We start from the raw sequence: 10,319 nt of genomic DNA, 5'->3' as shown, positions 1-10,319 counted from the left end.
GGCCGTTTTCAGGAGAGACGCAATATGCAGAACATTGTAGAAAATATCGCAGCAACGGTGGCGGCCGGCACGGGTTTTCCAGCGCTGGTGGAAGTCGATCCAGACCTTCCCGATTGCTACCGATGGCTGGCGGCGTCAACCCCGGAGCTGGGCAGACTGCTGCTGCAGGCGGGCGCTGTCCTGCTCAGGGGGCTGCCGCTGCAGGATGCGGAAGACTTCAGGCGGGCGGTGGCGGCGATGGCGCCGGAACTGCGCGACTATTCCGGCGGCACCTCGCCGCGCAGCCAGGTGGCCGACGGCGTGTATACCTCGACCGAATATCCAAAACACCTGGAGATCCCGCTCCACAACGAGATGTCCTACGCCAGCCGCTGGCCGCAGCGTCTGTATTTCTTCTGCAATACGCCGCCGGGCAGCGGCGGCGAAACCCCGGTCGCCGATTCCAGGAAAATCCTGGCCGCCATGCCAGCCGATATCGTCTCGGAATTCGAGCGCCGCCGGCTGATGTATGTGCGCAACCTGGCCTCGGCCGAATCCAGGTACAACTCCTGGACCAAGGTTTTCCTCACCGGCGACAAGGCCAGGGTGGAAGCGTATTGCCGCGAGATGGACATCGGTTTCGAATGGCAGGCGAACGGCGGCCTGCGCATCAGCGAAATTCGGCCGGCCTTGCGCAGCCATCCGGTCACCGGCGAAGCTGTCTGGTTCAACCAGGCGCATCTGTTCCATGCCTCCAACACGCCGCTGGCGAGCAACCTCAGCGCGCAGTTCGAGAGCGGCTTGCCGATGGCGGCCTATTACGGCGACGGCGGCCGCATAGCCAACGATACGCTGGCTGCCGTGCGCGAAGTCATGCGTGGCGCCAGGACCCTGTTCCGCTGGCAAAAAGGCGATTTGCTGGTGGTCGACAACGTGCTGGCGGCCCATGGCCGCATGCCGTTCGACGGCCAGCGCCAGATACTGGTCGCCATGTCATGAAGCCGGCTGCCGGACCGTACATTCCTTTTCAACGTCGTAATCCAGGGAAACCATGAATATTTCAAGCACTACGCAAGAACCGCTTGCCGACTGGATCAGGCAGCACCGCCAGCAGACCGATGAAGCGCTGTGGGCGGATGGCTACGTCCTGTTCCGCGGCTTCGAGGTCGGCGGGCTCGAGGGCTTCGAGCGCTGCGCGGAATCCGCCTGCGACAGGCTCTACAAGCATTACGGCGACCTGCCGCTGGCCAGCGCCAGCGAGAACGTCTATTTTGCGACGCCTTACCCCAAGCATCTCGAGATCCAGTTCCACAACGAGGCCTCGCACACCAGCAGCTGGCCGTCCCGGCAGCTGTTCTATTGCCTGCAGCCGGCGCCCGAAGGCGGCGAGTGGACCTTGTCCGACGGCCGCCTGGTGGCCAGCAAGCTGCCGGCCGCCATGCTGGACCGTTTCCGCCAGCAAGGACTGGTCTACCGGCGCCGCTTCATCCGCGGGCTGGATGCATCGTGGGAGCAGTTCTTCAAGGTCGACAGCCTGCAGCAGCTGAAGCAGAAGGTCGCCGCCAGCGGACACGAGATCGACGCGCCGTCCGAGAATGACGTCACGGTGTCGTACCGCACCAAGGCCCTGCTGCAAATCCCGGAACGCGGCACGGAAGCTTGGTTCAACCAGATACTGCTGCATCATCCCGATGCCTTGCCGCCAGAGGTGGATGCCTTGCTGAGCAAGCATTTCAGCCGCGACAAGTTTCCGCGCACGGTGTTTTTCGGCGACGGCAGCAGCATTCCGCCGGACTGGATCAAGACCATCGACACCGTGCTCAAACGCCTGTTCGGTGCAGATCCAGACCCAGGCCAACGACGTGCTGCTGGTTAACAACCTGCTGCTGGCGCACGGGCGCCGGCCGTATTCGGGCAATCGCCAGATACGGGTCGCGCTGGGCGACATGCGCGCGCACGGAGCGCTTTGAACGCAGCAGCCAAACAATCTTTCAACATGTTTCAGCAGGAGGCAGGATGATCAAGCGCCAGCACATAGTGAGCGATTTTTTCGGAGAAGCCGAGGCCATGCGCACGGCCTTCGATGCGCGCGTCAAGGACGCGTACAAGCAGACCGTCAGCTGGCAGTATTTCTGCGCGCCGCAGATGTACACCTACCTGCGCACCGTGCCGCAGCAGGTGATCCCGGAGCCGCTGTTCGGCCGCTTCATGCAACACATGAAGCAATGGTGCATAGATAACCTCGGCCTGATCCCCACCGGCGCGCCTAACCTGCACCTGATGGTCAACGGCTGCACGCTGGGGCTGCACAGCGATTTCCACAACGGCACCTGGGGTTTCGTGTACTCGCTGACGCGCTGGCAGAGCCGGAAGTTTTCCGGCGGCGAGACGCTGCTGATGCGCGACGGCGTGCCGAGCTACAAGAAACACCATGTCCACGGCGAGGTGCTGTATGAGCTGGTGCCGGCCCATTTCAACCAGTTGCTGCTGTTCGACGACCGCATCGTGCACGGCACCCAGACCATCGAAGGCAGCATGGATCCGATCGAAGGGCGCATCGCGCTGGTCGGCCACTTGCGCGCCACTTCGCCGCTGGTGACCGGTCCGCTGGACGCCGCTGCGGCGCGCAAGGTGATCCTGGATTGCCAGCGCAGGCTGGGCGAGCAGCTCAGGGAACACAAGGAAGTGCAGGGCACGATCACCTTCCGGCTCGCGGTGACGGCGTCGGGCGCAGTCGAATCGGTCGCGGTGCTGACCGACAATCTGGTGACGGCGCTGGCCGGCTACGATGCCTCGGCCGAGGTGACGGCGGTCAAGGCCATCGTGCAGCAGGAGGTAGCCGAGCTGGCGTTTCCTGTTGCCAGCGGCAAGTCGTCGGTAGTGGCCGCGGTGCTGGTGCCGCTGCCGGATTTGCGGCCGATAGAAATCGTGGTGCCGCACGCCGGCCGTCCCGCCAGGCTGCAGGAATCGTTCAAGGCGCGCCTCAAGGATAGCGAAGCGCTGGGTTTTGTGGTCGACCTGGAGGGCAGCCTGGAGAGCAATACGTTTGCCGTGCGCGAACCGATCGCCGGCACCATTCGCATTGAGGCCAGCCGCATCGTGGCGGCATTCGATCCTCCCATGTGGGTGCCTTCCCAGCGCGACCAGTTCCAAGCGGTGCTGAGCGAAAACCTGGAATTCCTGGCGAAATACGGCGGCTGAGCGCGGTATCGTCGCCAACTGGCGGTGGCACAAAATTAATATTGCAACATGGAAATATTGTGCTAATCTCAATCATGCAAGCGTATCAATCTTCTGGAGGAGCCCGTTGAAACGGGCCTGGTTTCCGAGTTGTCCCTGGTAGTTCCGAGGCAAGGGGAGCGACGATGAAAAAGCTGGGATTGGCCGACCTGATACATCCATTGGCGGTAGATACCTTCATGGCGCGCTATTGGCAAAAGAAACCGTATGTGTGCCACGGTTCACCGCAACGTTTCGCCGACATCGCCGCCATCCCGGAGCTGTCCAGCATCGATGCGCTGCTGGAAGCCTGGCGCGGCGACGCCGACGCCTGGGCCCCGCGCGATACCAAAAACCCGTTGATCAACGCCACCGCGCGGCAACTGCCGGCTTTTTATGAAAGCGGCTACACGCTGTACCTGAGCAAGGTCGAAGACCACGTGCCGGCGCTGGAGCCGATTGCGCGTGCGTTGGAGCGCGACCTCGGGCTGCGCCAGGACGATGTCTATTTCGAGGCGTTCATTTCGCAAGGCACCGGTTCGACCTTCCATTTCGATCCGAACGTCACCATCAACATACAGCTGATCGGCAGCAAGCAGTGGAGCGTCGCCGCCAACCAGCATGTAGTCAATCCGCACGTCGGCTGGTCTTCCGGCGCGGCGGTCAACGAACACATGCAGCGCTATGCGCGCCAGCCGTTCCCGACGCGCATGCCGTCCAGCTGCAAGAGTTTCGAAGCCAAACCCGGCACCCTGGTGTACCTGCATCCGGGCTACTGGCATTGCACCCTCAACCACGAACCGTCGCTGTCCTTGCTGTTCACCATCAACCCGCCGTCCTGGACCGATCTGCTGATGGAAGAAATCAAGGAGCGCATGCTGAAGCACGACGCCGGCCGCGAACTGGCCTTCGGCCTCGGCTCCACCGTGGGCCAGGAAGAAAAACGGCAGCGCCTGCAAAGCCTGATCGATGCCACCGGCGAGGCCGTGGCGACACTCTCTGCCACGGCTTTGCTGGCCGACTGGGGCGGCACGTTTACCGCCGCGTTCGAGCGCAATCCGCAGGTCGAATTCGAGATCGACGGCAGCCGCAACGACGCAATGCTGGTGATGAAATCGGGCCGCAGGCGCGAGCGCAGCATCCTGGCGCCCGACGCCCGGCAAGTGCTGCAATGGGTAAGCGCGCGCAAAAAACCTTTCCACGGTCACCATGCGGTGCAGGCGCTGGGGGCGGTGGCGACGGCGCGCATAGGGGAGATACTGGAAGAGTTTGCCGAGATCGGCTTGATCTTGCGCAAGAATAATTATTGATGAAATATTAATTCCTTTGCCTTGTCCTGATCTTTCGAAGACCAAATAGCCCGAAAAATGAAAGCTATTTGCAAGCTTCGGAAGAGTATTGTCGACCGAAAATAATCATAATCAGGGAGACAATCGGCATGAAGACATTGTTTGCACTTCTTTTACTGGCGGCCATGGCGACCGCCGGCGCCCAGGAAAAGATCGTCATCGGACAGTCCGTGGAGCTGTCGGGCGAAGCCACCGGCAAGGAAAACATGGAGGGCGCGCTGGCTTACTTCGGCTGGGTCAATGCGCAGGGCGGGGTGCATGGCCGGATGATCGAGCTGAAATCCTATGACGACCAGCGCAAGCCGGAAACCACCAGGCTCAATACCGAGAAACTCCTGAAGCAGGATAATGCGCTGGCGCTGTTCGGCTATCGCAGCACGCCGACGGTGGAAGCTGTCCTGCCGTTGCTGCAGGCGGAAAAAGTACCGCTGATCGCACCATTCTCCGGCGGCCAGAGCCTGCACCAGCCATTCAATCCCTACCTGTTCAACCTGCGCGCCAGCTACCAGGACGAAACCGCGAAAATGGTCGAACTGTTCAGTTCCCTGGCGATCCGCAAGGTGGCGATCCTGTATCAGGACGACAGTTTCGGCCGCGACGGATTGGCCGGCTTCGAACGCAACCTGGCGGCGCACAAGCTGAACGCTGTGGTGACCGCGAGCTACGACCGCAAGGACCTGAAAATCGACAAGGCGGTCGACGCCATCATCGCGAGCAATCCGCAGGCCGTGCTGATGGCTTGCACGCCGTCGGCCTGCGCCGATTTTGTCAAGCAGGTCCACAAGAAGGGATTCCACCCCGCCTTCATGATGCTGTCCAATGTCAGCTCCGATACCTTTTTCGAATCGCTGGGCGAAGACGGCCGCGGAGTGAGCGTGATGCAGGTGATGCCCTATCCGAAGAATTTCGCCGCCGGCGCGACGCGCGAATTCCAGAGCGTCCTGAAAGCCATGCCCAAGCCGCCGCCGTCTTCCTATTCGGCATTCGAAGGTTTTGTGGCGGCCAAGCTGCTGACCGAGGGGCTGCGCCGCGCCGGCCCCAACCCGACCAGGCAGAAACTGATGGCGGCGCTGGAAACCATGCGCGATTTCGATCTGGGCGGCGTGCGGGTATCCTATACACCGAACAATCATGACGGCTCGAAATTCGTGGAAATGGTCATGATCGGCAAACACGGCGCGATTTTGCGCTGAACACTGCAAGGAACAGCGTGGAAGCATTCGACGACGACCTCAGCAATTTCGAAGCGCACGGCGCCGCGCCGCTGCCCGCGGCAGGCGACCAGGGCCATGTAAGCCACGACGGCGCCCGCATCTGGTACGCGACCTACGGCTCCGGGCCGCCGGTGATCCTGCTGCACGGCGGCCTCGGCCATAGCGGCAACTGGGGTTGCCAGGTTCCCGTGCTGGTGGCTTCAGGCCATTGCGTGGTGCTGATAGACAGCCGCGGCCATGGCCGCAGCACACGCGATGCGCGGCCGTTCAGCTACGAGCTGATGGCCTCCGACGTACTGACCGTGATGAATGTCCTGCACATAAAAAAAGCGCCGCTGGTGGGCTGGAGCGACGGCGCCTGCACCGCCCTGGTGCTGGCCATGAAAGCGCCGACGCGCGTCAGCGGCGTATTTTTCTTTGGCTGCAACATGGATCCTGGCGGTGCCAAGGAGTTCAGGGCGACGCCTGTCATCGACCGCTGTTTCAGCCGCCACACCAAAGACTACGCCCGGCTTTCGGCCACGCCGGATCAGTTTTCCGCGTTTGCCGAGGCGGTGGGGCTGATGATGAAGACGCAACCCAATTATGCGGCACGCGACCTGGCCGAGATCAAAGTGCCGGTAGCGATCGTGCAAAGCGAACATGACGAATTCATCAAGGCCGAACACGCCGAGTACCTGAGCCGCAGTATTCCGGGTGCGGAGTTGATCCTGATGCCAGGCGTAAGCCATTTCGCGCCGCTGCAGCGGCCGCTGCAATTCAATGGTGTAATGCAGGCTTTCCTCGACAAGGTCGGCGCACTCCAGGAGCGATGACGATGCAGCAATCCAATTACCTGTTCTTCACCACCGGCTGCGAGCAGGCGCTGGCGTTCTACACCGAGTGCGGGCTGGGTCAAGTGGTCGAAGTCATGTATTACGGCGCCGGCGGCATCCCGCTGAAGAACGAGGCGATGCGCGGCAAGATCATGCATTCGAGGTTTGAAGGGCCGGGGGTCCTGTTTTATGCATCAGACAACGACGACGCCGAACCGATGCGCGGTTCGGCGCACATCCTGATGACCGACAGCCGCGAGCAGACAGACCAGCTGTTCGAACGCCTGAGCCAGGGTGCAAACGTCACTACGCCGCTTGCGGTCCAGCCTTGGGGCGATTACTTCGGCAAGCTGACGGACCGCTTCGGCGTGCAGTGGATGCTCAACTGTCCGATCCGGGCCGCTTAGGAATTCAGCAATTGCCTTAGCGTCGCCACCGTATAGTCGATTTCCTGCGCGCTGGTATAGCGTCCCAGTGAGAAACGGATCGCGCTGCGCGCCAGCGCATCGGGCCGGCCCAGGCTGGACAGCACATAGGATGGCGCGGCGTTGGCCGAGTTGCAGGCGGAGCCGGCAGAGACTGCGATATCGAGCAGCTGCGCCGCAATAGGCGTGCTGCCGGGAATTTCAAAACTCAGGTTCAGGTTGTGCGGAACGCGCTGCAGGCGATCGCCGTTGAGCACCACCCCGGGGCAATCGCGCAAACCGTCCCACAAGCGCTCCTGCAAACTTCTTATCCTTGCGTTTTCGCTGTCCAGCAGCTTGGCCGCCAGGCTGAATGCTTCGCCCATGCCGACGATCTGGTGGGTGGCCAGGGTGCCGGAACGCATGCCGTTTTCATGGCCGCCGCCGTCGATCTGCGCTTCCAGCTTCAGCGCCGGATCGTGGCGCACGAACAGCGCGCCTATCCCTTTCGGACCGTAGACCTTGTGCGCGCTGAACGACATCAGGTTGACTTTCAGGCTGCGCAGGTCGATGGCGACTTTGCCGGCTGCTTGCGCGGCGTCGACGTGGAACACGATATCGCGCCCGGCGCAGATTTCTCCCAGCTCGGCAACCGGCTGGATCACGCCGATCTCGTTGTTGACCATCATCACGGAAGCGATGATGGTGTCGCTGCGCAGCGCCGCCTTGAATGTTTCCAGATCGACCAAGCCGTTCGGCTGCGGCGCCAGGTAAGTCACTTCGAAACCTTCGCGTTCCAGCGTGCGCATAGTGTCCAGTACCGCCTTGTGCTCGGTGCTCATGGTCACCAGGTGGCGCCCGCGGCCGCGCTCGCGCAAGACATGGGCGGCGCCTTTCAGCGCCAGGTTGTTCGATTCGGTGGCGCCGGAGGTCCAGACGATCTCGCTGGCCTGCGCTCCCACCAGCGCGGCTACCTGCCGCCGCGCCTGTTCCACTGCCGCCTTGGCTTCCCAGCCGAACGCATGCGAACTGCTGGCCGGATTGCCGAATTTCTCCGTCAGGTATTCGCACATCTTGACCGCCACCGCCGGATCGACGGGCGTGGTGGCTGAGTAATCGAGATAGATCGGGAGCTGCGGCGAGGCTGCCGCGTCGGAGTTGTCGGGTACTACGGTGGTACAGGCAGCAGTCATGATGGAAAATCCTGGGATGGCACGAGCGATACTTTACGCTTAAGCAGTTATTTGAAAAACAAATATTAATTCATTTTTATATGCGTTATTTGATTTTTCGAATTCAGCTCGGCCCGGGCGACGTGGCCAGCTGCGTGATATCGTGTCTGAAACACCGTTAACGCTAGCCACAGGAAAGGATTCAATACCATGAGCGAGAAACCGATAAAGATCCCGGGCCCGGACCATCCGATCACCGTAACGCCGAATCCGGCGCGGATCCGCGTCACCGTCGCCGGCCGCGTCATTGCCGAAACCAGCAATGCGCTGACGTTGCGCGAGGCGGCGTATCCTGGAGTGCAGTACATTCCGCGCCAGGATGTAGACATGTCCCAGCTGGAGTCGAGCACTCACACCACCTACTGTCCCTACAAGGGCGAATGTTCTTATTACAGCATTCCCGCCGGCGGCGACCGTACCGTGAACAGCGTCTGGAGCTATGAGGCGCCTTATGCAGCCGTGGCCGAGATCAAGGATCACCTGGCGTTTTACCCCGACCGCGTCGACGCCATAGAAGAACTGCCGGCGGCTTAAACGATTTCAGCGGCACGCGCCAGCTGCGACAGGCGCCGCACCAAGGGTTCGAACAGTTCGGCGGAGGTGTTGCCATAACCGAGCACCAGGCCGTTGTCTTCCGGCCTCGGCTGCAGCGCGAAATCCGACAGCGGGTAGGGCGAAATGCCGTAACGGCGCGCGGCGTCGGCGATCTTGCGGTCTGGATATTGGACCGGCAGCCGCACCGTCAGGTGCAACCCGCAGTGGCCGCCTTCGATGGTGTGCGGCACCTGCATGTGCCTGGCCATGGCTTCGCGCAGCGCCTGCTGGCGGTCGCGGTACAGGCGCCGCATGCGGCCCAGGTGCCGGCTGAACTGGCCGCTTTCGATAAACTCGGCCAGCGCCAGCTGTTCGTAGCGGTGGCCGCCGCGCAGCATTTCCTCCAGCGGCGTCCGCAGCGCGGCCAGCAGCGCTGCCGGCAGCACCAGGAATCCCAGCCGCAGCGATGGGAACATGGTCTTGCTGAACGTCCCCACATACAGCACCGGCGCCTGCGCCACCAGCCCCTGCATGGCGCCGATGGATTCGCCGGCATGGCGGAATTCGCTGTCGTAGTCGTCTTCGATGATCCAGGTCCCATGGCGCTGTGCTTGCGCAATCAGTTCCAGGCGCCGCGCCACCGTCAGCACGGCGCCTGCCGGATATTGATGCGATGGCGTGGTGTAGATCAAGCGCGGCGGCGGGGATTTCCAGTCGCTTTCGGCCACGATTACGCCGTCGCCGTCGATGCGCAGCGGCGCGATGTTCAGGTCGCCTGCATGCATCGCTGCCTTGGCGCCGCGATAACCGGGATCCTCGACCCAGGCCGTGTCGCCGGGATTGGTCAGCAAACGCACGCATAGCGCCAGGGCTTCTTGCGCGCCTTCGGTAATGATGACTTGCGCCGCTTCGCAGCGCACGCCGCGGGCAACCCCAAGGTGACGGGCGATGGCGGCGCGCAGCACCGGTTCGCCCAGCGGATCGCCATAACCCAGGGCCGCCGGCCCGCTGCGGCGGATCGCACGGTCGACGGCGCGGCGCCAGGCGGCCAATGGAAAATGCGACAAGGCCGGCACGCCCGGCCGCAGCGTCGCGCTGGCGTCGCTGCGCGGCGCACTGGGCTGGATGTGCCTCAGGCGCAGCGCGGTGGCCGGCGCCGGCGGCGGGTTGCGCTCGGCGCGCGGCGGTGGGCGCGAGAGCGTCGCCACCCGGGTGCCTTGGCGATCCGGCTCGACATAACCTTCCGCGGCCAGCAGGTCATAGGCGGCCGTCACCGTGTTGCGCGAGATCGACAGCGCTTCAGCCAGGGCGCGCGAGCCGGGCAGGCGGCTGCCGGGCGCCAGCCGGCCATCCAGGATGGTTTCCTTGATACGATGGTGCAACTGGCGCTGCATCGGCGCCGCGCCGCTGTCTTTCAGCAATGGCGCTTCGAGCAGGGCTTGCGGCAACAGGGCCGGGATGGTCGTCATGGGCAAGGGGCGCCGGGTGGCACTATGAAATATATATGATGTGGCTCTTTTTTCAGGGCCACGAAAAGCCTACTTTAGCACATGCCCCCGGCGCATGCCCGGCC

General features: G+C 62.7%; 11 protein-coding genes. 9 read left to right on the top strand and 2 right to left on the bottom strand.

The window, feature by feature from the left end:
• Positions 1–24 precede the first annotated feature (24 nt).
• The 8 genes from CFU_RS11270 (at position 25) to CFU_RS11240 (ending at position 6,983) form a co-directional block, all read left to right on the top strand.
• Entirely contained in the window at positions 25–978 is a 954-nt protein-coding gene (locus tag CFU_RS11270) for a TauD/TfdA family dioxygenase (protein ID WP_014006164.1), read from the top strand.
• Between the two features lie 52 nt (positions 979–1,030).
• Positions 1,031–1,855 carry a TauD/TfdA family dioxygenase gene (locus tag CFU_RS11265; protein WP_014006163.1) on the top strand — a complete coding sequence of 275 codons (825 nt, stop codon included), beginning with the start codon at positions 1,031–1,033 and terminating at the stop codon, positions 1,853–1,855.
• Positions 1,842–1,949: a hypothetical protein gene (locus CFU_RS25370; RefSeq protein ID WP_014006162.1), complete on the top strand. Its 108-nt coding sequence runs from the start codon at positions 1,842–1,844 to the stop codon at positions 1,947–1,949. The genes CFU_RS11265 and CFU_RS25370 overlap by 14 nt, the downstream gene beginning before the upstream one ends.
• A gap of 46 nt (positions 1,950–1,995) precedes the next feature.
• A complete protein-coding gene (locus tag CFU_RS11260) occupies positions 1,996–3,180 on the top strand; it encodes a hypothetical protein (RefSeq protein ID WP_041741790.1) in 1,185 nt (394 codons plus the stop codon).
• 164 nt (positions 3,181–3,344) lie between these two features.
• Positions 3,345–4,508 carry a JmjC domain-containing protein gene (locus CFU_RS11255; protein WP_014006160.1) on the top strand — a complete coding sequence of 388 codons (1,164 nt, stop codon included), beginning with the start codon at positions 3,345–3,347 and terminating at the stop codon, positions 4,506–4,508.
• Between the two features lie 128 nt (positions 4,509–4,636).
• The gene (locus CFU_RS11250) at positions 4,637–5,740 is read left to right on the top strand and encodes an ABC transporter substrate-binding protein (protein ID WP_041741789.1); all 1,104 of its coding nucleotides are present in this window, start codon (positions 4,637–4,639) and stop codon (positions 5,738–5,740) included.
• Between the two features lie 17 nt (positions 5,741–5,757).
• Complete coding sequence (locus CFU_RS11245; RefSeq protein WP_014006158.1) at positions 5,758–6,576, top strand: alpha/beta fold hydrolase; 819 nt, start codon at positions 5,758–5,760, stop codon at positions 6,574–6,576.
• Between the two features lie 2 nt (positions 6,577–6,578).
• Positions 6,579–6,983, top strand: coding sequence for a VOC family protein (locus tag CFU_RS11240; RefSeq protein WP_041741787.1), 405 nt, complete (start codon positions 6,579–6,581; stop codon positions 6,981–6,983).
• On the opposite strand, the gene CFU_RS11235 is transcribed toward CFU_RS11240, so the two are convergent.
• Positions 6,980–8,173, bottom strand: a complete 1,194-nt coding sequence (locus tag CFU_RS11235) for an IscS subfamily cysteine desulfurase (RefSeq protein WP_014006156.1) — start codon at positions 8,171–8,173, stop codon at positions 6,980–6,982. The two genes, CFU_RS11240 and CFU_RS11235, sit on opposite strands and share 4 nt — an antisense overlap.
• A 189-nt stretch (positions 8,174–8,362) precedes the next feature.
• Between CFU_RS11235 and CFU_RS11230 the strand changes: the two genes are divergently transcribed.
• Complete coding sequence (locus tag CFU_RS11230) at positions 8,363–8,746, top strand: DUF427 domain-containing protein (RefSeq protein WP_014006155.1); 384 nt, start codon at positions 8,363–8,365, stop codon at positions 8,744–8,746.
• On the opposite strand, the gene CFU_RS11225 is transcribed toward CFU_RS11230, so the two are convergent.
• Positions 8,743–10,215, bottom strand: coding sequence for a PLP-dependent aminotransferase family protein (locus CFU_RS11225; protein ID WP_041741785.1), 1,473 nt, complete (start codon positions 10,213–10,215; stop codon positions 8,743–8,745). The genes CFU_RS11230 and CFU_RS11225 overlap by 4 nt on opposite strands.
• Positions 10,216–10,319: the final 104 nt, after the last annotated feature.

The sequence above is a fragment of the Collimonas fungivorans Ter331 genome (assembly GCF_000221045.1).
Lineage (GTDB): Bacteria > Pseudomonadota > Gammaproteobacteria > Burkholderiales > Burkholderiaceae_D > Collimonas > Collimonas fungivorans_A.
This window is presented reverse-complemented; position numbering and strand designations above follow the sequence as displayed.

Excerpts from the sequence above, each read along its gene's own strand:
- CFU_RS11270 (WP_014006164.1), top strand. The coding sequence starts at position 25 with ATGCAGAACATTGTAGAAAATATCGCAGCAACGGTGGCGGCCGGCACG.
- CFU_RS11265 (WP_014006163.1), top strand. The coding sequence starts at position 1,031 with ATGAATATTTCAAGCACTACGCAAGAACCGCTTGCCGACTGGATCAGG.
- CFU_RS11260 (WP_041741790.1), top strand. The coding sequence starts at position 1,996 with ATGATCAAGCGCCAGCACATAGTGAGCGATTTTTTCGGAGAAGCCGAG.
- CFU_RS11255 (WP_014006160.1), top strand. The coding sequence starts at position 3,345 with ATGAAAAAGCTGGGATTGGCCGACCTGATACATCCATTGGCGGTAGAT.
- CFU_RS11250 (WP_041741789.1), top strand. The coding sequence starts at position 4,637 with ATGAAGACATTGTTTGCACTTCTTTTACTGGCGGCCATGGCGACCGCC.
- CFU_RS11240 (WP_041741787.1), top strand. The coding sequence starts at position 6,579 with ATGCAGCAATCCAATTACCTGTTCTTCACCACCGGCTGCGAGCAGGCG.
- CFU_RS11235 (WP_014006156.1), bottom strand. The coding sequence starts at position 8,173 with ATGACTGCTGCCTGTACCACCGTAGTACCCGACAACTCCGACGCGGCA.
- CFU_RS11230 (WP_014006155.1), top strand. The coding sequence starts at position 8,363 with ATGAGCGAGAAACCGATAAAGATCCCGGGCCCGGACCATCCGATCACC.
- CFU_RS11225 (WP_041741785.1), bottom strand. The coding sequence starts at position 10,215 with ATGACGACCATCCCGGCCCTGTTGCCGCAAGCCCTGCTCGAAGCGCCA.